Here is a 26,989-nt window from a genome sequence, read left to right as displayed (position 1 = left end):
GGTCAGTTCTCGAAGAGATCGACGAGTTGCCGCTTGAGCACCTTGCCGCCCTCGTTACGGGGCAGTTCGTCGAGCAGCAGGAGCCGGGCGGGCAACTGGTAGTCGGCCAGCCGGTCCGCGAGGAATCCCCGCAGCACGGGCAGGGACAGCCCACCCGGCTCGGTCTGCGGTCGGGGCACCACGGCGGCGGCCACGGCGGAGCCGAGCACCGGATGCGGGACACCGACGACGGCGACCTGGGCGACCAGCGGATGGTCGTGCAGCGCCGCCTCGACCTCCAGGGTGGAGACCTTGAACGCGCCGGTCTTGATCACGTCCTGGTGCCGGTCGGTGAGGTACAGGTAGCCGTCGGCGTCGATCCGGCCGACGTCGCCCATGCGGACCCATCCGTCGCTGAAGGTGGCCCGGTTGGCCGCCTCGTCGCGGTAGTAGGCGCGGGGAAACGGCGCGCGCAGCCAGACGTCACCGGTCGTGTCGGCGGGCAGCGGATTGCCGTCGGCGTCGGCGACCATGAGCCGGCCGCCGACCGGCCGACCGACCGCGTCCCGCCGGGACGGGTCCCAGATCATCGTGGTCTGGGCCGGTGCCGCCTCCGTGGAGGTGTAGTAGTTGACGATGGTGGCCTGCGGAAACGTCGCGGCGAGCCGGGCCGCGACCGCCGGTGCGAGGAACGCGGCGGTGGAGCCGATCAGGTGTACGCCGCTGGTGTCCCGCCCGCGCAGGGCACCGGAGTCGAGCAGTTCGACGGCGATCGACGGGACGACGAAGACGGTGCCGGCGACCTCGACCAGTCGGGCGAACCGGGCCGGGGTGAACCGGGGCAGGGTGAGCGCGGCGGCCTGCGCGGTCACCGCGTTGAGCAGCATGGTCTGCCCGGCGTTGGTGCCGATCGCGAAGGCGTGCAGGAACCGTTCCGAGTGGGCCAGGGCCAGCCGGCGCGGATGGTGCGGCGCACCGGCGGTGAGGTTGGCGTGGCTGGCGGCGACTCCCTTGGGGCGTCCGGTCGTGCCCGAGGTGTAGAGGATCTGCGCGAGGTCACCGGGTCGGGCGACGGACTCGCCGTCCCAAGGTGGCTCGGCCAGCAGTTCGGCGCAGGTCCAGACCGGCAGGCCGGACGGCACCGGCGGGGCCGGGGTGTCGTCGCCGTGCAGCACGGCGGTGGCCGCGCAGTGCTCCAGGGCGTAGCCGAGCTGCCCGGCGGCGAGCCGGTCGGAGAGCGGCACGGCGACGCCACCGGCGCGCAGCACCCCGACGTACGCGACGGCGAAGCCGGTCCAGTCCCGGGCGCCGAAACAGAGGCCGACGCGGTCGCCGCGACGCAGGCCGCGCCGGGACAGCGCGGCGGCGACGGCACTCGCCCCGGCGGACCAGTCGGCGAACGTCAGCCGGGCCACCCCGTGCACCTCGACCGCGACCCGGTCGGGATGCAGAGCGGTACGCCAGTCCAGCAGCTCGGGAACGGTACGCCCGGCAGCCGCCGTACTCACCTCGGCCCGCCTTCCCCACCGGTCGCGGCGACCGGTTCCCGTTCGTCCCCGGCCCTCGCCGACCGGGCCCGGCGTTCCTCAATGCCGACCAGGTCGTCCGGGGGCGCGTCGGGCACCTCGTCGTCGAAGCGGGACAGCACCGGCGTGGCCAGCGACACCAGCGCCGTCACCGCGATGCAGAGCCCGAACAGGACATAGAGCAGCCCGTGGCCGCGCCCCGGCCCGACCCCGATCACCGCGCCGACCGTGCCGGCGAGCACGCCGTCGGCCAACAGCATCGGCTCGGTCACCCGGGCGGCGAACGGGGCGACCAAACCCCAACCCAGCGGCAGCGTGGACTGCGCCACCATCTGGTTGAGCGCGAAGACCCGCCCGTGCACCCGGGGTGGCACCTTGGTCTGGATGATCGTGTGGTAGACGCCGTTGACGATGGCGAGCGCGAGGTACATGCCGAACGCGCCCGCGCCGATCACCAGCAGGTTCGGCCGCAGCCCGGTCACCACGGCGGCCACCGCGATGCCGAGCGTGCCGAGCAGCACCGCCCGCATCCGGCGCTTGCGGGGGCCGCCCCAGAGCAGCATCACCAGGCCGCCGGTGGCGGCGCCGACCCCGCCGGTCAGCGCGATCCGCGCCACCTCGTCCAGGTCGGCAAAGCCGAGCACCAGCGGGGAGAGCAGGAACAGCACCGGGAAGAGGAAGAAGTTCAGCGCGGCGAAGAACGCCAGCATGGCGCGGAACTCCCGGCGGCGCAGCGCGTACCGCAGCCCGGCGACGATCTCCGCGCCGATGCTCTCGCGGCGTTGCAGGGCGAGCGTACGGGGGAACCTCACCACCGCCAGCACACCGACCGCGAAGAGGTACGACGCCACGTCGATGAGCAGGATGCCGCGCAGCCCGACGACCTGGAGCAACGCCACGGCGATCAGCGGCACGGTGAACTGGGTGAGGCCGACGGCGGTCTGGGCGAGCCCGTTGGCGTGGCCGAGGAAACGCTTGGGCACGAGTTGCGGCACCGCCGAGACGAACGCGAGCCGTTGGAAGGCCAGCGCCACCGACAGCCAGGCGGTGAACGGGTAGAAGTGCCAGACCTCGGCCAGGTCGGTCAGCACCAGCGCGGCCATCACGGCGTTGCCGCCACCGGCGGCGAGGCAGGCACTCAACAGGACGCGCCGTCGGCTGAACCGGTCGATCACCGCACCGGCCAGCGGCGCGACGAGCAGACCGGGCATCAGCGCGAGCACTGCGAAGAGGGCGAAGCGGGCGAGCGAGCCGGTCTGCGTGTAGATCCACAGTGGTACAGCGAAGGTGGTGAGCGCGGTGCCCATGCCGGAGACGATCTGCCCGGCCGCGACCAGCCCGAAGCGCCGCATGCTCGGCGGCGGCGCGGCGGCCGTCGGGCTGGTCGCGCCGGAAGGTCCGTCCGGTCCCCGGTGGGAGACGGCGGCGAGCTGCCAGGCGGGCTGCGGGCCGTCCGGCTCGGCGGTCGCCGGCACGCCGTCCGGGCGCGGTGCGGCGGCGAGGTGCCGGTGTACGGCCGTGACGATCTCGGCGAGTTCGGCGGCGCGGTATCGGAGGAAGTAGTGTCCGGCCTCGTCGATCACGGCGAGCGCGGTGCGGTCGCTGAGGAAGTGCCACTCGCGGTAGCGCTCCTCGTGGAAGTCGGTGCTACGGTCGCGCTCGCCGACGACGGAGACGACCGGCGCGCGCAGCCGGTCGACCCGCTGCCGCATCAGTTCGGTGAAGTACTCCTCGGAGACCTCCGCGTCGTGCCGCATGGCGCGGATCAGGAACGCGACCTCGTCCGGTGCCAACGACCCGACGGCGGTGCCCTGCGCCTGCAACCAGGTGCGGTAGATCCGGTCACTGCGCAGGCGCTCGGCCAACCGCAGGCGCAGCAGCGGGCCGAGCAGGCCGCCGACGGGGCGGGCGAACGGGAAGACCGCGCCGAGGTACACCGCCTCCAGGTCCCGGCCGGCGGCCTCCAGTCGGCGGGCGACCTCCACGGCCAGCGCCCCGCCGGGGCCGCAGTGACCGTAGAGGATCAGCGGCCCGGGGACCCGACGCAGAATCTCCGCGACGACGTCGGCGGCGACCTCCGCGACGGGTGCCGGGTCGTCGGCGAGGCCGATGTCGTGCCCGGGCATGGCCACCGACAGCAGCCGGTACCCGGCCGGCAGGGCGTCGGCCAGGGGCTGGTAGACCACCGCGCTGCCGCCGCCGTACGGGACGCAGACCAGGGTGGCGATCCGGGTGGCGGCGGGCGTCGGCCGGGTCAGTTCGTGCAGCAGCCCGCCTTCCCCGCCGTCTCCGGCGGCCAGCCGGGCCAGCTCGCGTACGGTGCGGTGGCGGAACAGGTCCATCACGCTGACCGGCGGCGCGCCCGAGCCGACCACGTCGGGCAGTTCCCGACGCAGCCGGGCCACCACCTGGGTGGCCAGCAGGGAGTGCCCGCCCAGCTCGAAGAAGTCGTCGGTGGCGCCGACCTGGGACACCCCGAGCACGGCCCGCCAGACCTCGGCCACCAGGCTCTCCACCGGCCCGGTCGGCGTCTCCCGCTCGCCGGTCGGCGTGTCGTCGACCGGCTCGGGCAGGGCCCGCCGGTCCACCTTGCCGTGCTCCTGCAACGGCAGCCGCTCCAGGCACACCCACCGGCTCGGCACCATGTGCTCGGGCAACCGGTCGGCGAGCCGGCGACGCAACTCGGCCGGCTCGGGCGCGGCCACGTCGGGCACCGGTTCCAGGTACGCCACCAGCCGGTCGTCGCGCAGCAGCACCGCCGCCTGCCGTACCCCGGGTGAGTCCCGCAGCGCGGCCTCGATCTCGCCGAGCTCGACCCGGTAGCCACGGATCTTGACCTGGTGGTCGCGGCGGCCGAGGAAGACGAGTTGGCCGTCGGCGCGCCAGCGGCCCAGGTCGCCGGTGCGGTAGAGGCGCGCGCCGGGTGGACCGTACGGGTCGGGGACGAAACGCTCGCCGGTCAGGTCGGGCCGGTTCAGGTAGCCGCGCGCCAGCCGGTCACCACCGAGGTACAGCTCGCCGGGTACGCCGACCGGCACCGGGTGCATCCGCTCGTCGAGCACGTACACCCGGGCGTACGGCAGGGGTCGGCCGAGCGGCACCGGCCCGGTCCTCGGCCCGTCGGCGGTGACCTCGTACGTGGTGACGCCGACGGTGGCCTCGGTGGGCCCGTAGTGGTTGAACACCCGGGCCGACCCGGCGGCGGCGAGCGGGCCGACCCGGTCCAGTTCGGACGACTCGCCGCCGAGGACGAGCGCGCGGGCGGGCAGCAGCTCCCCCGGCTCCACCTCGGCGGTCAACGCCCACAGATGCGACGGGGTGATCTTCAGGTAGTCGATGCGCGCGGCCCGGAGCCGCTCGGCGAGTTCGGCGCCGGTGCACCGACGTGGCAGCAGGTGCACCGCGCCACCGGTGGCCAACGCCAGATAGAAGAGGGTGACGCTGAAATCGAACGACATCGACTGCATCAGCCCGTGCCGGGCGGCCGGGACGACCGCGAGGCGGTCGGCCACCCCGTCGAGGTACCGCAGCACCTGCCGGTGTGCCACGGCGACCCCCTTCGGGGTGCCGGTGGACCCGGAGGTGTAGATGACGTATGCGAGGTCCCCGCCGGTGGTGGCGGTCTCCGGTGTGCGGGCGGGCTGAGCCGCGACCTCGGCGGCGATCTCGTCCAGCACCACCGTGGTCGTCCCGGCGGGCAGCCGGTCCCGCAGGTCGGGGCTGGTCAGCACCAGGGCGGGGCGGGCGTCGGCGAGCATCAGGCCCAGCCGGGCGGTGGGCTGTTCCGGGTCCAGCGGCAGGTACGCCCCACCGGCCCGCAGCACCCCGAGCAGCGTCGCGGCCAGGTCGACCGACTGGTCGAGCAGCACCCCGACCAGCCGGTCCGGACCGATCTCCCGGCCGCGCAGCCAGTGGGCGAGCCGGTTGGCCCGCCGGTCCAGCTCCCGGTAGGTGAGCGCGTCCGCGCCGAGCACCACCGCCGGTGCGTCGGGGGTGGCGGCGACGTGCGGGCCGATCAGCTCGGCCAGCGTGGTCGCCGGCCCGGTGACCCCGGCCACCGCATCGTGCTCGGGTCGGCCCAGGGCCAGCATCCGGTCCCGTTCGTCCGCGTCGAGCAGGTCCAGGTCGACCACGGGTAGGTCCGGCCGGGCGACCGCGGCGCGCAGCAGGGTGGCGAGACTCGCGGTGAGCCGGCGTACGGTGGCGGTGTCGAAGAGGTCGGTGTTGTGGACGACCATGCCGCGCAGTCCGTCGGCGGTCTCGCCGACGTACAGCGACAGGTCGAAGCGGGCGCTGGCCGTGTCGGTCCCGACGCCCTCGACGTGCAGGTCCTCGGGCCACCGGGCGCCGCCGGGCGCGTAGTTCTGCAACGTGAACAGCACCTGGAAGACCGGGGAGCGGCTCACGTCCCGGGCGACGTTGAGGTCCTTGACCAGGCGTTCGAACGGGATCTCCTGGTGGGCCAGGGCGCGCACGACGGTGGTCCGGGTCCGCCGCAGCAGGGTCGCGAAGCTGGGTTCGGTGCCTGCGGTGTCGGCGGTCGCGGCGACCGGGGACAGGTCGGCGCGCAGGGCGAGGGTGTTGACGAACAGACCGACGAGGTTCTCCAGCTCCGGCACCACCCGGCCGGCGACCGGCGAGCCGATGGCGAAGTCCCGCTGGCCGCTGTAGCGGAACAGCACCGCCTGTAGGCCGGTGAGCAGGGTCATGTAGAGGGTGGCCCGGTAGGCCCGGCTGAGCCGGCGGAGTCCGTCGGTGAGGTCGGCGTCGAGGGCGAAGCGGTGGACGCCACCGGCGTACGACTGCACCGCCGGGCGAGGCCGGTCGGTGGGCAGTTCCAGCGCGGGTACGCCGGCCAGTGCCCGGGTCCAGTAGGCGAACCCGTCCCCGGTGGCCGGTCCGTCGAGCCGGTCCCGCTGCCAGGCGGCGTAGTCCAGGTAGCCGGTGGCCGGTGCCGTGGGCGGGGGCGTGCCGTCGCGCAGTGCGCCGTAGGTCGCGGCGATCTCGTCGAGCAGCAGGTTCAGGGACCAGCCGTCGCTGACGATGTGGTGCATGGCGAGATGCACCAGGTGTTCCCGGTCGGCGAGCCGGACCACGAGCACCCGCAGCAGTGGGGCGGTGCCGAGGTCGAACGGAGTGCGTACCGAGGTGGCCACCAGCTCGCGGGCGGCGGCCTCGTCGGGTGCGGCGGTGACGGTGACCGGTACCCGGACGTCGGAGGCGACGTGCACGACCGGTTCGCCGTCGGCGTTCTCGGTGAACCGCATGCGGAGGCTGTCGTGCCGGGCGGCGGTCGCGTCGACGGCGGCCCGCAGCAGCTCGACGTCCACCGCTCCCCGGAGCCGCACGGTCGAGTGGACCAGGTACGCGGCGGTACCCGGGACGAGTTGCTCGGTGAACCAGATCCGTTCCTGGCCGAAGGAGAGTCGGGGCGCGGCGAGGCGCGAAGTCGTGGTCGGGATGGTGGTGTCTCGGGCCGGCACGTCGACGTTCGTCACGCTATGCCTCAATCCGATGACGGACGGGAGTCAGTAGTCTGCATCCCGCCTCCCACATGGTGGATCGGCTGATCGGTCCACTGTGTGGACTCGATCGATCGATCCGGCGGCGGAACGGACCGTCGTACCGTCGGGAATGCGATTCGCGGAAACGGTGATCCCCGCCGAGTGGGCGTCAGAGCCGCTGCGCTACGCCGAGTTCTCCGGCGGCGGTGCCGGGACGGCACCGCCCACCTGGGCCCAGCAGGTCCTCCTGCGCTCGATCGCCCGATTCGGTTCCAACCACCGCTTCCTCAACCTGCGGCGGACCGTGCCGGTCTCGCCTCGCGCCGGGGTGGACGTGGCGACCACGACCCGGGCGGTGGGTGCGCTGGTCAGCCGACACTCCGCGTTACGCACCCGGCTCCCGGTCGTCGACGGCGAGCCCCGCCAGGAGATCACCCCGGCCGGGCTGGTTCCGCTGTTGGTCCAGGCCGGCACCGGCGACGGCGCGGCGACCGCACGACAGGTCGCCGACCGGCTCGGCGACGTCGCGTTCGACCATGCGGCTGAGTGGCCACTGCGGGTCGCGCTGGTGACGGCGGCCGATCGGGTACGACAGATCGTGTTGGTGTTCAGTCACACCACCGTCGACGCCCACGCCGTCGAGATCGTCCTGCGTGACCTGCGGTTGCTCCTGCTGCGCGGCAGCCTGTCCACCCCGGCCGGACCCCAGTCGGCGGACGTGGCCCGGCTCCAGTGCGGGCCCGACTCGCCGCGCTCGCAGCGGGCGGTGGCGTACTGGCTGCGCGAGTTCGACCGGCTCCCCCGACAGCCGCTGGTCCCGTCCGGGCCGGGCCTGGAGCCGCACCTGCGCCGGGGCGTCCTGGTCTCCCCCGCCCTCGACCGGGCCGCCCGGCTCGTCGCCGCCCGCTATCGGGTCAGCGTCTCCGCCGCGCTGCTCGCCGGCTACCACGCGATGGCCGTACGCACCTGCGGGCGCGAGCTGTCCGGTCTCTTCCCGATGTCCCACAACCGGTTCCGCACCGAGTACGCCCAGGCGGTGGCGAACCTCGGTCAGATCGGCTTCGGTGCGGTGGACCTGGCCGGATGCGTCGACTTCGCCGACCTGCTGCACCGGGTCTGGGCGGCGTCGCTGAACGGCCTGCGGCACGCGTACTACCAGCCGTCCGCGCTGCGGCACGCCTTCGAGGAGCGGGGCATCGACCACGAGACGGCGTTCCACCCGCACCACTACTTCAACGACGTCCGGCTGCCGCTCGGCGGCCTCGACCAGACTCCCGAGGTGACCCGGGACGCGCTGCGGGCCGCCACGGCGGAGAGCACCTTCTCCTGGACCGCCGGGCTGAACGCCGCCTCCTGGCACCTGCTGGCCCATGTCGTCGACGAACCGGACGCGGTGGGCGTCACGCTCACCGTCGACACCCGGCACCTCACGATGGACTCGGTCGAGCCGTTCCTGCGGGGCATGGAGGAGTTGCTGGTCGAGGCGGCCTTCGGTGACGTGCGGTGGCCCTGGTCGCCGACGTCCAGCGCCGCCAGCGGGCCGGTCCCGCCCGGTGCCGGGGACGTCGAGGCGACCACGTACGCGGACTTCGCCGGTGGGCGGGCCGCCAGCGCACCGCTGACCTGGGGACAGCGCGCCATGTGGCGGACCGTCGAGGAGTTCGAGTCTCCCGCCGCGTACCGGGTGCTGAGCCTGGACCGCACCGTCGCCGTGTCGGCACGGACCGAGGTGACCGTCCCCGAGGCGGTGCAGGCCCTCGGCGCACTCGTCTCCCGGCACGGGTCGTTGCGCACCCGGTTCCGTCGCCGCGACGACGAGGTGCACCAGGAGATGGCGGCGACCGGGCGGCTTCCCGTCGGCGTGCACGACGTACCCCGGCCGGTGGACGACCCCGACGGCCGCGCCCTCGCCGCAGAGCTGGCCGTCCGGCTGCGCGCGTCGCGCTTCGACCACGTCGCCGAGTGGCCGCTGCGGGTCGCCCTGGTCACCGTCGGCGACCGGGTACGCCAGGTCGTGCTGGTGTTCAGCCACGCCACCGTCGACTTCCACGCCACCGACGTCGTCCTGCGCGACCTGCGCCGGCTCCTGCGGCGCGGCACGCTGGACACGCCGGTCGGACTCCAGTCGGTTGACCTAGCCGGGCGGGAACGCGACGCCGGACGACGACGGTCGGAGCGGGCGGTGGCGTACTGGCTGCGGCAGCTCCCGGGCCTCGGGGCGAACCTCTCCGAGCCGGTCGGCGCCGCGCCGGCACCCCGTTACCGGCGTGGGTCGCTGGTCTCCCGCGCCGTCCATCACGCGGCGTGCCTGATCTCGACCCGCAACGCCGTCAGCACCTCCAACGTCGTGCTGGCGGCGACCGCCGCCGGGCTGACCGGAGCCGCTGGGCAGGACTCCTGCGGCATCGTGGTGATGGCCAACAACCGCTTCCAGCCGGGGCACCAGGACGCTGTCGGCACCCTCAACCAGATCGGGCTCTGCCGCCTCGACCTGGCCGACCGGCCCGGCTTCGCCGAACTGCTGTCCCGGGCCCGGCGGGGCGCACTGGACGCCTACCGGCACGCCTACTACGACCCGGCCGCCTGGGAACGCACCTTCACCGACCTCGGCCACGACCACCGGACCTTCCTGTCCCCGTACTGCTACCTCAACGACGCCCGGTTGGCGCGCGACGTCGACCCGACGGACGTGGCCCCGGACGAGACCGCGTTGCGGGCGATGGTCGGTGACAGCGGTTTCCACTGGTTGCCGGAGTTGGCACGGTTCCCGTGGCGCTGCCGGGTCCAGGTCCTCGACGCCCCCGGTGCGGTCGAACTGGTCGTCACCGCCGACACCCGCTACTTCCCGGCCGAGCGGGTCGAGCCGTTCCTGCGCGGCGTCGAGGCGCTACTGGTCGAGGCGGCCTTCCGCGACGTGCCCTGGCCGTGGTCCCCGGCGGCGGTCGGCCCGTACGCCACCGGTTGACCGTCACGCCCGGTACTGCCGGCGGGAGAAGCCGAATCAGGATTCTCGGCGCGGATCTTGGCGGTCGGCCGGTTCCATCGCGCCCTGTCGGGTCAGACCGGCGAAGGTGGCGAGTCGGGCCATGCCAGCGGAGGCGGGGCTACTGCGGGCTACCTCGGCGATGACCGTACGCGCGACCGGACGATAGCGGGTTTCGGCGGGTGCGATGGTGTCGGCGTCGACGAGTGCCCGCTCGGCTGCGGCGTAGTTGCCGACGTGGAGGTAGGCACGCGCGGCGTCGATGAGGTGTGCGGCCCGGTGTTCGGAGGACAGGTGCCGCCAGCCGTCGCGGCGGACAACACTCTCGTGGCGGCACACCGCTTCCGCCATGTCCCCGAGGTGCAGGGCGGCGAGGAAGCGGGCCAGGCGCACGGTCGTGGTGCCGAAGCCGGTGTGGTGCGGGTCGGTGTCGTCAGCATGTCGGCCGGCGAGGTCGGCGGCGTGGTCGATGAGGTCGTCGGCGTTGCGACGGTCGTCGCCACCGGCGGCGGCGATTCCGGCCTCAAGGAGCAGAGTGCCTCGTACGGCGTGGTGTGCTGGCAGGTCGGCGGCGGTGACGGCGGCGGTGAGCGCGAGATGGTCGCGGCCGAGTGCGCGTAAGGCCTGGCTGACGGAGATGGTGGCGGCGCCGGTGGCGTCGGGATCGCTCGCGGAGGCGGTGACGGCCCGGTCGGCGGCGAGCCAGGCGAGGTCGGCGGCGTCGAGCTTGGTCAGCATCGAGGCGGTGATCCGGTAGGCGGGCACCAACAGCGCCGGAGTGCGGTGAACCGTGTCGAGCAGAGCCGGCAGGGCGCGCAACAGTTGGGCGTAATGGGCGTGCTGATAGGTCATCCACGCGTGCGCGATCTGCTGCCGCGCCTGGTCCGGCGGCGTGGTCCGGCCGGGTCGATGGTGGCAGCGGACGAGGGCGGCGCGGATCGCGTCGATCCCGTCAGGACGGGGTGCTGCTGGCGAAGAGCCTTGTCCGGGGCCGAGCAGGGTCGCCGGATCGAGGCGCAGGACTGCGGCGATGTCCTGGATGACCGAGTATCGGTCCAGCCTCCGTACGCCACGTTCGACCTTGTCGACCCAGCTCTTCGACTTGCCGATCCGATCGGCGAAGACCTGCTGACTCATGCCCCGACGAACGCGCAACTCTGCCACCCGGCGTCCGATCGGCACCGAGTTGTGATCGCGTCGCTCGCGGCCGGTCACGGCTGCCGTCCTGCTGGCGGCGGGCTCGACATGGTGGACCCTCCGCAGCGGGGACACCACCGGGACTTGACCCGGAACGCGAACAGCCCGAGCAAGAAGCCCGGCACCAGACCACCGAACAACGCGACCGACACGAAATCGACGACCACGAGCATTCACCTCCTGTGTCGTAAGGTCTACGTACAGTGAATGGGCTCGCTACGTCGTCCGGAAGCGGGACGAACCATCGGGCATGTGGAACGCGTTGAACGGCAGATACAGCACGGAAGGCCAGCGGATGGCGCGGGCACCGAGGCAGCGCAACGAGAAACTGCTGACAGTCATCAGAGAGTGTCGGTGGTCCTATGACGCCTGCGCCGCAGCCGTCCGTGCGGTCGCTCGCGAGCATGATGAGCCTCTCTCCTCCTGCGACCGCTCTCACGTGGGTCACTGGGTCGCCGGAGTCAAGCCGAGCGGCAGAACCGCGCGATTCCTGGCAGAGGCGATCTCCCGCCGGCTCGGCCGCGTCGTCCATCCCATCGATGTCGGGCTTTTCAAAGGCGGTAGTGTGGAGCCTGACCTCGGCGGCCTGGATTGGTGGGAGCACGCCCCGGCTACCGATCTCCTGACAATCGGGAGGGCCGACTTGGAGCGACGAGAACTAGGACGCGCCGCCCTGTACTCGCTGGCAGCGCTCGCGGTTCCACTCGACTCGTGGCAGGAGATAGCGGAGCGGGGGCGGCGCGCTCAAGGGGGAACCGTCCCCGTAGGTCGCAGCGAGATCGAGGTCGTACGGGACATGCTCGCGGTGTTCAGCAGAGCCGACGAGCGGTTCGGTGGAGGCCATGCCCGCCTCGCCGTTGTCCAGTACCTCACGTCTGACGTGGCCGGATACCTTCAAGGGCGCTTCGCCACCGACGATGATCGCAGGGCCATGTTCAGTGTCGCGGCCGAGATGACCTACCTCGCCGGCTGGAAGGCCTTCGACTCGTCGCTGCATGGGCTGGCGCAGCGCTACTACGTGCAGGCATTGCGCCTGGCCAACGAAGCAGACGACCGGCCCCTGGCCGGGTTCACCCTGCGAGCGATGGCGCACCAGGCGGTTGACCTCGGCCATGGTCACGAGGCCCTACGACTCGCTGACGCCTCCCTCGAATGGTCGCGGGGACGAGCGACTCCGGCCGCGACCGCGCTCTTCACCATTCTCACCGCACGTGGGTACGCTGCGACGAACGACAAGTCCCGTGCCTCGGCGGCTATACATGCGGCTGAAACGCACCTCTCGAAGGCGCTGCCCGACGACGAGCCGACGTGGATCCAAACCAGCGGGTTCACCGAGACATCCCTGGCAAGTCAAGCTGGTCAGGCCCTCCGCGACCTGGGCGACCTTCCTGCTGCCGAAACCCAACTCCGCCAGTCGATCGCCACTCGCAATCCTGAGGCGCACCGACGCATCCATACCCTGACGCTTGCCAACCTCGCCGATGTGCAATGCAAACAAGGGCGACTGCGCGAGGCGACCGAAAACTGGAACCACGCCCTGGACGCCATGGCCGGCGTCAGATCCGGTCGGGCATCCTCGGCCGTGAAGAACATGCGTACTCAACTCAGCAGCTTCGGCACTCGCCTTCCGGCCTTCGCCAGGCAACTCGACACCCGGGCAACGGCGTTCCTGCACCACAACGGTGCGCTCGCCCACCCACACCCCTCCTGAGGGTGGACGCACCGACGGAACTGCCTCGACAGTTCCGTCTGCCGCGTGGAGGATCGCCGGATGCCGTCTTCCCGTCGTGACCTGCTGCGCTGGCAGTTCGACCTGACCTGGTCGTTGTTCGAGTACCACCTGGAGCGGCTGGAGCCGGGGCACTTCCGCCGCGAGGTCGCCGCGCTCTCCTGGACGGTCCGCCCGGACGCCGCCGGCCGGTGGGTGCCGGACTGGGCCGACACCGAGCCGGACCCGGTGCCGGTCCCGACCATCGCCTGGCTGACCTGGCACGTCGGCTGGTGGTGGAGCGTGGCCACCGACCATCTGAAGGGCCGCCCGCCACGGGACCGGACCGAGGTGCACTGGCCGGGTGACGGTGAGCCCACCATCGCCTGGTTGCGGAAGCTGCGGGCCGAGTGGTCGGAGGTGTTGGACCGGCTCGCCGACGCCGACCTCGACGAGGTCGCCCCCTTCCCCTGGTCGCGCGACCCGGAGCACACCGTCGCGCACCTGCTCGCGTGGGTCAATGCCGAGCTGATGAAGAACGTCGCCGAGATCGGCCAGCTCCGGTTGGTGCAGGACGCCTCGTCCTGACCGGTGCTCGGATCGGCCGAGCCGTGGCCGAAGCTGAGGGCAGGTGACCTACAGCGGGGGCCATGTCGAGCTGAACCGTTCGTGCTCTCAGCTCGACAGCCTCCGCGCACCCTGTGCGCCGGCCGCAGCGGACCGCCCACCGGACCGACCGCGAAGCACTCCGACACGTACCCGCAGACGCCTCAGCGATGGGCGGACCTCGACCTCTGGTTCCGGGGCCACGGTAGGCCGGTCAGTCGTGTTCGGGGGTTCCGGTCACCCGGTGGGAGGCGGCGTGCAGCGTCTCCGCGACCAGTCGGCGGACGTGGCCGTCACGGGCACGGTAGAGGGCGCGACGGCCGTCCCGGCGTACGCTGACCAGCCCGGCGAGGCGGAGTTTGCCGAGGTGCTGGGAGACCGCCGGGCGGGCCGCCCCGACTGCCGTGACCAGTGAACCGACGTCGTGTTCGTCGGCGCTGAGCAACCACATCAGGCGGAGCCGGGTGCCGTCGGCAAACATCCGCAACATCTGTACGGCCGCCTCGACCTCATCGTCGCCAGGGGTGGGTTGTTGCCGCTCACTGGCTCCTGCAACGTTGTCGCGTGCGTACATGAGCACATATTATGCCCGGGACCACAGGCCCCGCTCTCCTCCGGGAGGACACGTGACCCAGGGCCGGCACGACCATCACCACGATCACCACGACCACGGCAGCCCCGGTCGGTGGCACCGGCTGCGGCACGCGGCGGTGCCGCATTCGCACGATGCGCGTACTCGGGTGGACCCCGCGCTGGAGACCTCGCGCGAGGGGCTGCGGGCACTGTGGATCTCGCTGGTCGGGCTCGGTGTCACCGCCTCCGCCCAGGCGCTCATCGTGGCGTACTCCGGCTCGGTGGCCCTGCTCGGCGACACCCTGCACAACGTCACCGACGCGCTGACCGCCGTTCCCCTCGCCATCGCCTTCCTGCTCGGACGCAAGGCGGCCACCCGCACCTACACGTACGGGTACGGGCGGGCCGAGGACATCGCCGGCATCGTCATCGTGGCGGCCATCGCCGCGTCGGCCGTCGCCGCCGCGTGGACCGCAGTCGACCGGCTGCTGCACCCCACCGACATGACCCACATCCCCTGGGTGGCCGGTGCCGGTGTGGTCGGGTTCGTCGGCAACGAGTTGGTCGCCCGCTACCGCATCCGGGTCGGCCGACGGATCGGATCGGCCGCCCTGGTCGCCGACGGCCTGCACGCCCGCACCGACGGCTACACCTCGCTGGCGGTGGTCGCGGCGGCGGGCGGTGCCGCCCTCGGCTGGCGCTGGGCCGACCCCGTGGTCGGTCTCGCCATCGCCGTCGCCATCACCGTCGTGCTCGCCGACGCCGGGCGCCAGATCTATCGCCGACTGATGGACGCCGTCGACCCGACGCTGGTGGACCGAACCGAACGTACGCTGCGCGACGTGGACGGCGTCCGGGACGTGACCGCCGTACGCCTGCGGTGGATCGGCCATCGTCTGCACGCCGAGGCGGACCTGGTCGTCGACGCCGACCTCAGCCTCGTCGCCGCGCACGAGATCGCCGCCGACGCGGAGCACCGACTCACCCACGCGGTGCCCCGGCTGACCAGCGCGACCGTGCACACCGACCCGGACAGCCACCCCGGCGGGCACCACCACGCCGACCTCTCCCACCGGCGACGGCAACCGGCCGGCTGATCCGCTCCGGCCCGTCGCAATGAGAGGCTTACCCGGCTCAGGATCCGCCGCACCACCACGCTCCGGCTCCGTGCCCTGGAAACGGCCCGCGCGGCACACCGTCCGCCGGACCGTGCCGTTCTCGTACCGTCGTCCGCACCATGAGGAAACCGCCATGTCATCTACCGCTCTCCGGCGTCGGCTCGCCAGTGTGGCCGTCGTCGGCGTACTCGTCGCCACGGCCGTCGGCGGCGCACCCGCCGCGGCCGAACCGACCTCCGCGCCGAGCGCCCCGGCTGCGGTCGCAACGCCGACCGCACCGGCTCCGGCCGCCGCCGACCGGACGGCCCCACCGCGAAGCGACATCCGCCTGCACAGCGTCACCGTCGCTCCCGGCGTCGGACGCAAGTGGATGTCGGTCCAGCAGTGGGGCGGGAACTACGCCACCACCTACCGGATGCGGGTGGACCGCAGCGACGTGATGGCGTTCGCCGACGTCCGGCACGCGGAGGGCCCTCCGATCTGCACGACGACAGGCCCCGTGCTGGACTGCGCGGTGACGACCGACACCGACTGGGGCACGGAGCTGTTCAGCCTGCTCGTGACGGCGGCGGCGGACGCGAAGCCGGGCCGACGCGGTGAGGTGGTCGTCACCGTCACCGAGCCCCGCTTCGCCGCCGGGACCTACCGGGCCACCGTCACCGTCGGCGAGGGCGTCGACCTCGTCAGCGCGAACGGACGCGACCTGCGCCTCGACAGCAGTCTCGGTGCCCGCGTCGGCGTCCCGCTGGCGGTGTCGAACCGTGGCACGACGACCGCGCACGGACTGCGTCTGCACGTGCACGGTTCGCTCGGCTTCACGCCGTCGAAGCGATACCGCAACTGTGAGTACGAGGATCCCGCGCAGGACAGCAGCCAGTTCGTCTGCACGTTCGACGACTCGCTGGAGCCCGGGGAGACGATGCGGGTCGACTCGACCTTCGGCGGGACCGTGCCGACCGACAGTTGGGCACCGAACCGGCACCACAGCCACTACACCTGGTTCACCCCGGCCGACTGGGAGGAGTACCAGGACCTGATCCGGAAACCCGGGTCGATCGGCCCCCGGGGGACCGACGAGGAACTGACGCTGGTGACGGTGGACGGGATGCGGGCCCGCTCGCTCCCCCAGACCGACATCGACGGATTCAGCAACGAGATCTCGGTACGGCTGGACGTCGCCGGTGACCTGCGGGGCGACGTCGCCGCCGAGGGCGCGACCGTCCGAGGCGCGGTCGGCGTCACCGTCCCGATGCGGGTCGGCTATCTCAACAACGGTCCGGCGCGGGCCGGGGCCGACGGCCAGGGCGGTCTACAGGTCCCGACGCACGTGACCCTGCCGGACGGCGTCACCGCCGTCACCGTGCCGACGTCCTGCCTCGACCTCGACTCCGAGGAGTACGCGCCCGGCAAGCCCGGCGGGCGGCGCTACGTCTGCCAGGCGGGCGGCACGGTCGGCACGGGTGAGCGGGTGGGTTTCGAGTTCGGTCTCCGGATCGACCGGGCCGGCGGTCAGACCGGCAAGGTCACGCTCAAGACCAGGTCGGGTGACGGCCCGACGGCGGATCTGGACCCCGGCAACGACACCGCCGCGATCCGGGTGAACCCGAACGGCGGCGGAGCGGGCGGTGAGTTGCCGATCACCGGCGCCTCCACCGGCCTGCTCGCCGGGGCGGGCCTCCTGCTGGTCGCCGCCGGAGCGGGCGGCTTCCTGCTGGCCCGTCGCCGACGAACCCGCTTCGTCGCCTGATCCGACCGACGTGGTGAGCACCGGCCCGGAGGACACGTCCTCCGGGCCGGTCTCGCTGTCTCGTGCCTGCTCCTCGCCGGAACAGTGCGACTGACAGAGGGAGATGCCGCAACTCTGTGTGATAGTTCCGAGACTCTGGGCAAGGTATCGGTCAGGCGACGCGGCTCGGTGGGGGTCCGCCCTCGTCGCCCGGGGGCCGCCGCCGGGCGGGCGCCACCCCCCGCCGACGGAGGAGGAATGCCGTGCCCGCGACCAGAGCGGCGAACGTCGCACCCACCGCGCACCACCGCGACCACGTGGCGTCGCGCCCCACCTGGCGGTGCCGAGGCTGCGGGACCGCTTGGCCGTGCGGACGGGCCAGGGCGGACCTCGTGGCCGAGTACGGCACCCGGCGCACCGACCTGCTGGTGTACCTGGCGACCCTATGGGAGGAGGCGCTCCGGCAGCTCACCGAACGACACCCGGGGACGAACCCGGCCGAGTTGCACGAGCGGTTTCTCGGCTGGCTGCCACCTCGACCACGCCCCCGTTGACCGTCCCGCCGTCCGACCTGGACGAACCAGGCGTCACCGGCAATTGACAGGAGTCTTGACAGTTACCCTTGACATCGACATGCTTGATCGTGAGAGCGCTCTCTTGGCCGTACTCCCGGCGATGCCCCCGCGTCGCCCCACCCCCGTAGGAGGAGTCCCATGCCACGAGCGCCACGCGTCCTGCGCGCGGCCCTGGCCGCCGTCCTGGTCGCCGGTCTCGCCCCACTCGCCGCCCCGCCGGCCGCCCTCGCCGCCGACACCACCGGCACTCCCACCGCCGCCGACACCTCGGTCACCGGCCTCGCGCCGGAGATGGTCCGCGCCATGCGCCGCGACCTCGGCTTGACCGACGCGCAGGTGCTGACCCGGCTGCGGGTCGAGGCCGGCGCCGCCACCGTCGAGCGTCGGCTGCGCGCCCGACTCGGTACGGCCTTCGCCGGTGCCTGGATCCCGCCCGGCGGAACGCGGCTGACCGTGGCCGTCACCGACCCGTCGCTGGCCGCCGCCGTACGCGCCGAAGGTGCCGAGGTGACCACCGCCGCCCGCAGCGAGTCCACCCTGGACGGGGTGAAACGAACGCTCGACCGGCACGCCGGCAAGGCGCCACCGGCCGCCGTCCACGGCTGGGCGGTCGACGTGCCGACCAACCGGATCGTGGTGACCGCCGGCCGGGGTGCGACCGCCGAGGCCGCCGCCTTCGTCAAGGCCAGCGGCGTCGACGCGGCCCTGGTCCGGATCGTCGAGTCCGCCGAGGCGCCCCGGATCAACTACGACATCCGGGGCGGGGACCAGTACGTCATCAACGGCAACACGCTCTGCTCGGTCGGCTTCGCGGTGCACGGCGGCTTCGTCACCGCCGGCCACTGTGGCCGGGTCGGCAGCCCGACGCTCGGTTACAACAACGTCTCCCAGGGCACCTTCGCCGGCTCGACGTTCCCCGGCCGTGACTACGGCTGGGTGCGGACCAACAGCAACTGGACCCCGCAGCCGTGGGTGAACAACTACTCCGGCGGCAACGTGGCGGTGGCCGGTTCCCAGGACGCCGCGATCGGCAGCTCGGTGTGCCGGTCCGGCCGGACCACCGGTTGGCGGTGCGGCACCCTGCTGGGCCGCAACCAGACGGTCAACTACTCGCAGGGCGCGGTGCACGGGCTGACCCGCACCAATGCCTGCGCCCAGGGCGGCGACTCGGGCGGTGCCTGGCTCAGCGGCAACCAGGCGCAGGGCGTCACCTCCGGCGGCTGGGGCGACTGCTCCACCGGCGGGGAGACCTGGTTCCAGCCGGTCAACGAGATCCTCGGCGCGTACGGGCTCACGCTGGTCACCAGCGGCGGTGGCGGCGGGACCCGGCTGATCAGCAACTGGAACAACAAGTGCATCGACGTGCCGAGCTCGAACTTCTCCGACGGCGTACCGCTGCAGACCTGGAACTGCAACGGCACGGCGGCGCAGTCGTGGAGCTTCGTCAACGGCACCCTGCGTACGCAGAACAACATGTGCATGGACGTGGCCTGGGGTTCCCGGGACAACGGCGCGGTGATCCAGATCGCGACCTGTAGCGGCAACCCGGCGCAGCAGTTCGTCCTCTCCGCCGCCGGTGACCTGGTCAACCCGCAGGCGAACAAGTGCGTCGACATCAGCGGATGGGTCAACGCCGACGGTGCCCGCCTGGCCCTCTGGGAGTGCCTCGGCGGCGCGAACCAGAAGTGGCGGCGCGGCTGAGAGCCCGCTCCGGGATGTAAGGAAGGGTCCCCTGCTATCGCCTGGGGTATAGCAGGGGACCCTTCCTTACGACTACTACGACGACGGCGCGGCACCGTTGTCGTTGAACCGGAAGCTGTCGAACGGGGCGGCGTCACCCAGTTCCTCAAGGATCAGGCCGTTGTTCTGCGAGTTCCGCAGGAACGCCGAGTTGTTGCTGATCAGGAAGGTCTCCGCGTTCTCCGGGTTCGGCGCGATGGTGAAGATCTGACGCGGCTCGCTCTCCTGGCACTCGGCGCCCTGCACCCGCAGCGGCTGCGAGTTGCCCGGGTTCTGCACCTGCCAGCAGACCGGCTCGCCGGTGCCCGGACCACCACCGGCACCCCGGTACGACTTGATCAGGAACGTCTGCCCGTCGACCGGGGTCGGCACGAACAACTGCCGGCCCTCGTCGCCGTCGACCTCGGCGAGCCGCTCGTCGGTCAACGACAGCCCCGACTCGACCGCGTCGACCCGGGTGATGGTGACCTGACGGTCACCGGAGAGCACCGGCGGGTTGGCGGTGGTCGGTGACGGCGACGCCTCCGTCGGGCTGGGCGCGGCGGAGGTCGCGCTGGCGGCCGGCGTGCCCGTGACGTCGGGTGTCGCGGCGGCGTCCGGGGTCGCCTCACCGCACGCCCCCGTCGAGACCACCAACGCCGCCACGCCCGCACCGGCGAGCCACCTACGCATCGACATCATCCACTCCTCCTCCGGCGGCGGGGATTCCCGGTCGGGAGACCGGCGCACCATCCCCGCCACGGTCGCTGAAGATCGACGTACCCCGGACATCGGCGCGATATGCGGGAACTCGGCAGCTAGGTCGATTTCCGACAAAGGTCGTAGGCCGATTGCCGTCCTCCGCCAGATGGCACCACGTCCCCGTTCCCGCAGGCTTTCCCCAGGCGCCGGGTGACGCCACACGGATCCCTCCGGACACCCGATCGGCCTGGAAGGTAGCAGCCTGTCGTGCCTGTCCAAGATCCCGCCCGATCCCGGGCCTCCCGCCTGCGCCGACTCGGCGCGACCCTGGTGGCGGTCGTCGCCGTCGCCGCCACCGCCGCCGGGTGCGGCACCGCGCCGACCGTCGCGCCCGTCCCCACGCCACCCGCTCCGGGCGCGCCGGGAGACCCGGCCGCGCTGAACGCCACCGACGTCGACGCCTGGCTCGACGGCCTGCTGCCCGCCGCGCTCCAGCGGACCGGCATCCCGGGCGCCACCGTCGCCGTCGTCCGCGACGGCGAGATCCTCACCGCCCGTGGCTACGGCCACGCGGACACCGGCTCCGGCACCAGCCAGCCCGTACCGGTCGACCCGGACCGGCACCTGTTCCGGGTCGGCTCGGTGGCGAAGCTGGTCACCGCCGTCGCGGTGCTCCAGCACGTGCAGAGCGGCGACCTCGACCTCGACGCCGACGTCGAGGAGTACCTGGACTTCACGCTGCCCCGCCGCTACGACGAGGCGATCACGCTGCGGCACCTGCTGACCCACACCGCCGGGTTCGAGGAGCGGGTCGCCGGCCTGATCGGCCGCGACGGCAGCAGCCCGGACCTGCGCACGGCGTTGGCCACCGACCCGCCGGAGCAGCTCTACCGACCGGGTACGACGCCCGCGTACTCCAACTACGGCAACGCCCTGGCCGGGTACGTCGTCGAACGCGTCAGCGGCACGCCGTTCGACGAGTACGTGGGACGTCACGTGCTGGCCCGGTCCGGCATGGCGTCGTCGACGTTCGCGCAGCCACTGCCGCAGGCGCTGGCCGACCGGATGGCCAGGGGCCACGACGCCGCCGGTGTCGCCCGCCCGTTCGAGATCGTCGGCACGGTCCCGGCGGGCGCGTTGAGCGCACCCGCCACCGACATGGCCCGGTTCATGTTGGCGCTGGCCGGCGAGACGGTCGGCGAGGGTCCGCTGCTCGACCCGCCCACCCGCGAGTTGATGCAGCGGCCCGCGCTCGACGCCACCTCGCTCGGCACCCTCGCGGACGGCCCCCGGATGACGCTCGGGCTGTTCGACGAGAGCCGCAACGGCCGGCGCATCCTCGGCCACGGCGGCGACACCCTGTACTTCCACTCGCACCTGCAGATCTACCCGCAGGAACGGGCCGGCATCTTCGTCTCGCTCAACGGCGGCGGCCGGGGCGGATTCGACAGCCACGAACTGCGTCAGGCGGTGGTCAACGGCTTCGCCGACCGCTACTTCCCGGCCACGTCGGACCAGCCGACGGGGGTCGACGCGGAGACCACTGCCGCACACGCCGCCGCGGCGGCCGGCACGTACACCGAATCGCGCGGGATCGGCAGCAACTTCCTGACCCTGATCGGTCTGGTCGGCCGGACCACGGTCAGCGTCACCGACGACAACCGCCTGCTCTTCGAGCCGGGCCCGCTGTCGGCCACCCCGGCCCGCTACGAGGAGGTGGCCCCCTGGGTCTGGCGCGAGGTGGGCGGGCAGCGCACGCTCGCCATGCGGGTCACCGACGACCGGGTGACGGCGATCAGCTACGACTCCGCGTTCACCCTGCTGCCGGTCGAACCGGCACGGGCCACGGCGGTGGTCGTACCGGTGCTCGGCGTCTCGGTCCTGGTGCTGGCGCTGACCGTGCTCTCCTGGCCGTTCGGCGCCCTCGTCCGGCGAGTGCTCGGTCGACCCCGTCGCGACCCGGCCGGACGTACCGCCCGGGTGCTCAGCCGCGTCGCGGTCGCCGGTGCGCTGCTCGCGCTGACCGGCTGGGCGGTGAGCGTGGTGACCGTGATGGGGTTGCAGGACGTCTCCGCCGCCTCGCTGCGCACCATCCAGGCGCTCCAGGTGATCGGCCTGCTCGGGGTGCTGCCCGCCGGGGTACGGCTGGTCGACGACGTACGGCGTCGTGTCGGCCGGCACCGGGTCGCCGCCAGCGCCCTGATCCTGCTGGCGCTCGCCGGTACGGGTTGGTTCGCCGTCGAGTTCATGCTGCTCGCGCCTAGCATCTCCTACTGACGCGTCGATCCGGGACGGACCGGAGCAAGGAAGTCCACCGCATGAGCACCCACCCTGATCCGCAGACCGAGGCGACTCCCCGGTCGCCCCGGCTGACCGGGCGGCTCGACGAACAGCTCACCCGACTCGGCGTGACCGGCCGCTTCGCCCGGGACTGCCTGCTCGCGGCGGCACTCACCGTGCTCACTCTGCTGCTGCTGGCGCTGCTGTTCTGGATCGTCGCACCGGCGGAGGGGCTCTCCCTCGATCCGGCGCGGGCCTGGCCGCTGCTCCTGCTCTGCGGCGTCCAGGCGATGCTGCTCTGCCTGCGCCGGGTCCGTCCGCTGCTCTGTCTCGCCCTGGTCGTCGCCCTGCAACTGGTGATCGTCGGTCTGTCCCTGCCGGAGTTGTCGATCCGGGGCATCGCGCCGTTCGTCGCCGCGTACACCGTCGGCACGCTGCGGCCGGTCCGGACGGCGCTGCTGATCGCGGGGGCCGCCACGCTGGCGGAGACGGCGGGCGCGGTGGTCACCACCGCCGTCGCCGCCGCCTCCGACCTCCTCCTCACCACGATCGGCAGCCTCACCGCGAGCGCCCTGACCTACCTCGGCGCGGCCTTCGTCGGCGGCTACGTCGCCACCTATCGGCGCTACGTCGAGCTGGTCCGGCTCCGGGCCGACGAGGCGGTCCGGGCGCAGCAGGCGGGCGTGCAGGCGGCGATCGGCGCGGAACGGTCCCGGATGGCGCGGGAGCTGCACGACGTGGCCGCCCACCACCTGTCCGGCATGGTGGTGCAGGCGGCGGCGGTGGAGCGCCTGATCGACCGCGACCCGGCGGCGGCCCGCGCCGGGGTGGCCTGGATCCGCGCCCAGGGCAAGCAGACCCTGGACAACCTGCGCCTGGTGGTGGGGGTCCTGCGCGGGCGGACCGGGGCGGACGCGGGCGACGGCACCGTCCCGGTGCCCGGCCTGGCCGTCCTCGACGACCTCGTCCGCACCGCCGGTGACCTCGGCGGCCCGGTCGAGTTCGTCCGTGAGGGGCAGCCGCGCGAGGTGCCACCGATCGCCGACGTGGCGCTCTACCGGGTGGCGCAGGAGTCGCTGTCCAACGCCCGCCAGCATGCCCCCGGTGCCCCGGTCCGGGTGGCGCTGCGTTACCTGGACCGTCGGGTGACGCTTGAGGTACGCAACGACCCGCCGACCCGGCGGCCCGAGCCGGCCACCCGCGCCACCGGTGGCGTGGGCCTGGTGGGTATGCGGGAACGCGCACAGCTCATCGGCGCCGAGTTCACCGCCGCACCGACCGCCGACGGCGGCTGGGCGGTCACCGTGAGCCTGCCGACCGGACCGGAGGCCGCCCGCGTCGCGACGGCGACCGCGAAGGGGGACCCGACATGATCAGGGTGATGCTCGTCGACGACCAGGCGGTGGTGCGGGCCGGGTTCCGGGTCATCCTGGAGCAGGCCGGGGACATCGAGGTGGTGGCCGAGGCGTCGAACGGCGACGCGGCGGTCGACCTGGCCCGCCGACACCGGCCGGACGTCATCTGCATGGACGTCCGGATGCCCGGCGGCGACGGGCTCACCGCCACCCGCCGGATCGTCGGCGCGGCCACCGAGACGCCGCCCGCCGTGCTCGTGGTGACCACGTTCGACCTCGACGAGTACGTCTTCGGCGCGCTGGAGTCCGGTGCCAGCGGGTTCATCCTCAAGGACTGCGAGCCCGAGGAGCTGATCGAGGCGGTACGCCGCCTGGCCGGCGGATACGGGCTCGTCGACCAGGCGGTCACCCGTCGGGTGATCACCGAGTTCGCCCGCCGCACCGCCGCACCGCGCACCGACGCGGTGGCCGCGCACCAGCTCACCGCCCGGGAGGCCGAGATCGTCGGGCTGCTCGCCCAGGGTCTGTCGAACGTGGAGATCGCCACCGAGTTGTTCATCGAGACCAGCACCGTCAAGTCACACCTCGGCCGGGCGATGGCGAAGATCGGCGTACGGGACCGGTTGCAGACGGTCGTCTGGGCGTACCAGAACGGTGTGGTGTCCCGCTGACCCGCCGCCGGTGTGACGAGGTCGATCAGCACATTGACATTCGGGGATGGTCCGGGGAAAGATCCTCAGCGTGCGAAGCGCCTATCTGACCAAGCGGGGTCACATCGACCTCCTGCGCGTCGCCAGCGCTGCCTGTCGACCCTGCCGCTGACGCCGGGTTCCCCCTCTTCCGCCCGTCGCGGGCGTCGCCATCCGCGTTAGGTCTCCGGCCCTACCGTCGCGCCCGTCACCGGCACCGCTCCATCCCGACAGGAGAGCTGTCCATCGTGCACAAAACGTCCATACGTCTGGCCACCGCCGGGCTCGCCCTCACCCTGCTCGGCACGACGGCCTGGGCCGCACCGGCGAACGCCTCGGCGTTGCCGGCGGTGCCGCCGTCGGCGCCCGGCCTGCACGAGATCGCCGGCTACCCCCGGCAGAACGTGCTGCCGGTCTGGCCGGACAACCCCGCCGACGCCTCCATCCCGATCGGCGTCATCCCCTACGACGAGATCGCCCCGAAGCTCAACGCCCTCCAGGCCGCGAGTGACCGGGTCTCCGCCCGGGTGGCCGGCCGGTCCAGCGGCGGCCACGACCTGTACGCGGTCGTCGTCACCGCCCCGGAGTCCCGGAAGGAGGCCCGCCAGCAGGAGGAGTGGAAGCGCCTGATCGAGGAGGACCCGGTCCGGGCCCGCACCGACCGCAAGCTGCTGGCCGGGTACAAGACGCCGCTGTTCGTCAACGCCAACATCCACGGCAACGAGTGGGAGGGCACCGACGCGGCGTTGCGGGTCATCGAGGAGTACGCCACCAGCACCGATCCCGAGGTGGCGACGCTGCTCACGCGTAACCGACTGATCTTCAACATCACCGCCAACCCGGACGGCCGGGTCGCCGGCACCCGGGCCAACGGCAACGGGTACGACCTCAACCGGGATCTCACCATCGTCTCGCAGCCGGAGACGAACCTGATCCGCGAACTCGTCGTCGACACCAAGCCGATCATCACGCTCGACCTGCACGGCTACGTCAGCCCGACGCTGCTGCACCCGAGCACTCCGCCGCACAACGTCAACAACGAGTACGACCTGTTCATCAAGCACGCGCTGCCGAACGCGCTGGGCATCGAGGAGGACCTGCGGGCGCTCGGTCACGCCGAGACGCAGCGGGCCCGGATCCCGTTCCGGGACGACGCTCCTGGGGTGTGGGACGATTTCCCGCCGATCTACGTGCCGTCGTTCGCGCTGTTGCAGAGCAGCATCCCGTACACGATCGAGGCGCCGCTCAACCCGCGCGGCACGACGCTGACGCCGCAGGAACGGGTGCGTCGGTCGGGCATCAACACCGACGTGCACGAGGTGGCGATCAAGTCCTCGCTGCGGTACATCCAGGACAACCGCGCGCAGGTGCTGTTCGACCAGGCGGAGGTGTACCGGCGCGGGTGGGCCGGTGAGCCGCTGCGGGACATCCCCGACGACTTCGTGCCGGGTTGGGGCCCGGAGGACAACTACAACACCGTCTTCCCCCGGGCGTACGTCATCCCGACCGGTGCCGGGCAGCGTTCCGCGCCGGCCGCCGCGCGCCTGGTCGACCTGCTGATCGGCAGCGGCGGTCGGGTGTGGAAGGCCAAGCAGTCCTTCCGGGCCGACGGTAGGAGCTACCCCGCCGGCTCGTACGTGATCGACCTGCACCAGCCCAAGCGTGGCCTGGTCAACTCGCTGCTCGAACCGGGTATCGACCTGACCGACCGGGTGAACGACCTGTACGCCGGCCCGGCCGCGTGGAGCCAGGGGCTGACCTGGGGCGCCACCGTCGACACCCTGTGGGACGAGAAGCTGCCGAAGGTGCAGTTGACCCGGGTCCACGACGGGGTGGCCGAGGGCACGCTGCCGCCGGCCAGCGCCGACCTCCGGTTGGACATCCAGGACGCCGCCGACCTGCTCGTGGTCAACTCGCTGGTCCGCAAGGGACTGCGGGTGTACCGGCTGGCCGACGGGTCGGTGGTGGTGCCGTCCACCCCGGGCAGCCGCAAGCTGCTTCAGGAGGCGGTGCGGACGCACGGGGTGACCTTCGAGCGGGCTCCGGCCCGCTGGCAGGGCACCCCGGTGGGGGAGATCGTCGTCGGCTACCTGGGTGGCGTGGAGCAGCGCGACACCCTGGCCGCCCTCGGTTTCGAGGCGCGGCAGGTGACCGCCGCGACGCTTGCCGGCACGCTGACCGACGAGGTCGACGTGCTGCTGGTGGCGAGCAACCTGAACGTGGCGACGCTGACGCCGGAGAACCGGGCCGCGCTGGACGCGTTCCTGGCACGGGGCGGCGGCGTGGTCGGTCTCGGCACCGCCGGGGCGGCCTTCGGCAACGCCACCTCCCTGCTGAGCGTCACCGCGACCGCCGGGCCCTCGCTGGCCAGCGGGGTGGCGAACGTGGTCAACCGGGGTGGCCCGGTGAGCACCGACGCCAGCCCGTACACGTTCATCAGCCAGCCGGTCTGGTTCACCAACCTCGGTGCCGGGGTGACCGTGGAGCAGTCGTACGCCGCCGATCCGCTGCTCGCCGGCTGGTGGGCGACCACCGGGGCGAACGGGCAGGCCGCCGCCGCGCACCAGGCCAGCATCGTCCGGAGCGTGAGCCCCGGCGGCAACGGGGTGGTGCTGTTCGGCAGCAACCCGACGTTCCGGCTGCACCCCAAGGGGCTCCAGCCGCAGTTGGGTCGGGCTCTGCTCTGGGCCGCGCAACCGTGAGCTGACCGGCCCGCCGCCTGAGCGGGCAGGTGGGTAGGTCTCGTGTC

The 26,989-nt window shown here is 72.6% G+C and carries 18 protein-coding genes; 12 read left to right on the top strand and 6 right to left on the bottom strand.

Annotated features, from left to right (window positions below):
• Positions 1-2 precede the first annotated feature (2 nt).
• A complete protein-coding gene (locus ACQVFL_RS12785; protein WP_431729440.1) occupies positions 3-1,487 on the bottom strand; it encodes a class I adenylate-forming enzyme family protein in 1,485 nt (494 codons plus the stop codon).
• The gene (locus tag ACQVFL_RS12780; protein WP_431729439.1) at positions 1,484-7,003 is read right to left on the bottom strand and encodes an amino acid adenylation domain-containing protein; all 5,520 of its coding nucleotides are present in this window, start codon (positions 7,001-7,003) and stop codon (positions 1,484-1,486) included. The genes ACQVFL_RS12785 and ACQVFL_RS12780 overlap by 4 nt, the downstream gene beginning before the upstream one ends.
• A 136-nt stretch (positions 7,004-7,139) precedes the next feature.
• Here ACQVFL_RS12780 and ACQVFL_RS12775 point away from each other — a divergent pair, with 136 nt between their 5' ends.
• The gene (locus ACQVFL_RS12775; protein ID WP_431729438.1) at positions 7,140-9,974 is read left to right on the top strand and encodes a condensation domain-containing protein; all 2,835 of its coding nucleotides are present in this window, start codon (positions 7,140-7,142) and stop codon (positions 9,972-9,974) included.
• Positions 9,975-10,010: 36 nt separating this feature from the next.
• Here ACQVFL_RS12775 and ACQVFL_RS12770 read toward each other — a convergent pair whose 3' ends face one another.
• Together ACQVFL_RS12770 and ACQVFL_RS12765 are read right to left on the bottom strand one after the other, a co-directional pair.
• Positions 10,011-11,207 carry a helix-turn-helix domain-containing protein gene (locus tag ACQVFL_RS12770; RefSeq protein ID WP_431729437.1) on the bottom strand — a complete coding sequence of 399 codons (1,197 nt, stop codon included), beginning with the start codon at positions 11,205-11,207 and terminating at the stop codon, positions 10,011-10,013.
• A 198-nt stretch (positions 11,208-11,405) separates the two neighbouring features.
• Positions 11,406-11,531, bottom strand: a complete 126-nt coding sequence (locus ACQVFL_RS12765; protein WP_431729436.1) for a hypothetical protein — start codon at positions 11,529-11,531, stop codon at positions 11,406-11,408.
• A gap of 454 nt (positions 11,532-11,985) precedes the next feature.
• Here ACQVFL_RS12765 and ACQVFL_RS12760 point away from each other — a divergent pair, with 454 nt between their 5' ends.
• Entirely contained in the window at positions 11,986-12,900 is a 915-nt protein-coding gene (locus ACQVFL_RS12760; RefSeq protein ID WP_431729435.1) for a hypothetical protein, read from the top strand.
• Positions 12,901-12,960: 60 nt separating this feature from the next.
• Positions 12,961-13,485 (top strand): DinB family protein, encoded by a 525-nt coding sequence (locus tag ACQVFL_RS12755; RefSeq protein WP_431729434.1) that lies wholly within the window; start codon positions 12,961-12,963, stop codon positions 13,483-13,485.
• 232 nt (positions 13,486-13,717) lie between these two features.
• Here the strand turns inward: ACQVFL_RS12755 and ACQVFL_RS12750 are convergent, their stop codons facing one another.
• On the bottom strand, positions 13,718-14,077 hold the full coding sequence (locus ACQVFL_RS12750) for an ArsR/SmtB family transcription factor (RefSeq protein ID WP_431729433.1): 360 nt from the start codon (positions 14,075-14,077) through the stop codon (positions 13,718-13,720).
• A 52-nt stretch (positions 14,078-14,129) separates the two neighbouring features.
• On the opposite strand from ACQVFL_RS12750, the gene ACQVFL_RS12745 reads away from it, so the two are divergent.
• The 4 genes from ACQVFL_RS12745 to ACQVFL_RS12730 all read left to right on the top strand — a co-directional run bounded on the left by ACQVFL_RS12745 (position 14,130) and on the right by ACQVFL_RS12730 (position 19,196).
• A complete protein-coding gene (locus ACQVFL_RS12745; protein WP_396694001.1) occupies positions 14,130-15,173 on the top strand; it encodes a cation diffusion facilitator family transporter in 1,044 nt (347 codons plus the stop codon).
• Between the two features lie 154 nt (positions 15,174-15,327).
• Positions 15,328-16,941, top strand: a complete 1,614-nt coding sequence (locus tag ACQVFL_RS12740) for an LPXTG cell wall anchor domain-containing protein (RefSeq protein ID WP_431729432.1) — start codon at positions 15,328-15,330, stop codon at positions 16,939-16,941.
• Between the two features lie 242 nt (positions 16,942-17,183).
• Positions 17,184-17,474: a flavin reductase gene (locus ACQVFL_RS12735; RefSeq protein WP_396694005.1), complete on the top strand. Its 291-nt coding sequence runs from the start codon at positions 17,184-17,186 to the stop codon at positions 17,472-17,474.
• Between the two features lie 159 nt (positions 17,475-17,633).
• On the top strand, positions 17,634-19,196 hold the full coding sequence (locus tag ACQVFL_RS12730) for a ricin-type beta-trefoil lectin domain protein (protein ID WP_396694007.1): 1,563 nt from the start codon (positions 17,634-17,636) through the stop codon (positions 19,194-19,196).
• A 75-nt stretch (positions 19,197-19,271) separates the two neighbouring features.
• Here the strand turns inward: ACQVFL_RS12730 and ACQVFL_RS12725 are convergent, their stop codons facing one another.
• Positions 19,272-19,916, bottom strand: coding sequence for a hypothetical protein (locus ACQVFL_RS12725; protein WP_431729431.1), 645 nt, complete (start codon positions 19,914-19,916; stop codon positions 19,272-19,274).
• A 267-nt stretch (positions 19,917-20,183) separates the two neighbouring features.
• Here ACQVFL_RS12725 and ACQVFL_RS12720 point away from each other — a divergent pair, with 267 nt between their 5' ends.
• From ACQVFL_RS12720 to ACQVFL_RS12700, 5 genes are all read left to right on the top strand, one after another.
• Positions 20,184-22,193 carry a serine hydrolase domain-containing protein gene (locus ACQVFL_RS12720; RefSeq protein ID WP_431729430.1) on the top strand — a complete coding sequence of 670 codons (2,010 nt, stop codon included), beginning with the start codon at positions 20,184-20,186 and terminating at the stop codon, positions 22,191-22,193.
• A 41-nt stretch (positions 22,194-22,234) separates the two neighbouring features.
• Positions 22,235-23,569 (top strand): sensor histidine kinase, encoded by a 1,335-nt coding sequence (locus ACQVFL_RS12715; RefSeq protein ID WP_431729429.1) that lies wholly within the window; start codon positions 22,235-22,237, stop codon positions 23,567-23,569.
• Positions 23,566-24,222, top strand: coding sequence for a response regulator (locus tag ACQVFL_RS12710; RefSeq protein WP_396694015.1), 657 nt, complete (start codon positions 23,566-23,568; stop codon positions 24,220-24,222). Before ACQVFL_RS12715 ends, ACQVFL_RS12710 begins: the two co-directional genes overlap by 4 nt.
• A 46-nt stretch (positions 24,223-24,268) precedes the next feature.
• Positions 24,269-24,373, top strand: coding sequence for a putative leader peptide (locus ACQVFL_RS12705; RefSeq protein WP_396694017.1), 105 nt, complete (start codon positions 24,269-24,271; stop codon positions 24,371-24,373).
• Between the two features lie 115 nt (positions 24,374-24,488).
• Positions 24,489-26,942: a M14 family zinc carboxypeptidase gene (locus tag ACQVFL_RS12700; RefSeq protein WP_396694019.1), complete on the top strand. Its 2,454-nt coding sequence runs from the start codon at positions 24,489-24,491 to the stop codon at positions 26,940-26,942.
• The last annotated feature ends 47 nt before the right edge of the window (positions 26,943-26,989 follow it).

It is taken from the genome of Verrucosispora sp. TAA-831, from assembly GCF_050780145.1.
In the GTDB taxonomy this organism is placed as follows: domain Bacteria; phylum Actinomycetota; class Actinomycetes; order Mycobacteriales; family Micromonosporaceae; genus Micromonospora.
Note: the sequence above shows the minus strand (reverse complement) of the source record. Positions and strands in the feature narration are given on the sequence as shown.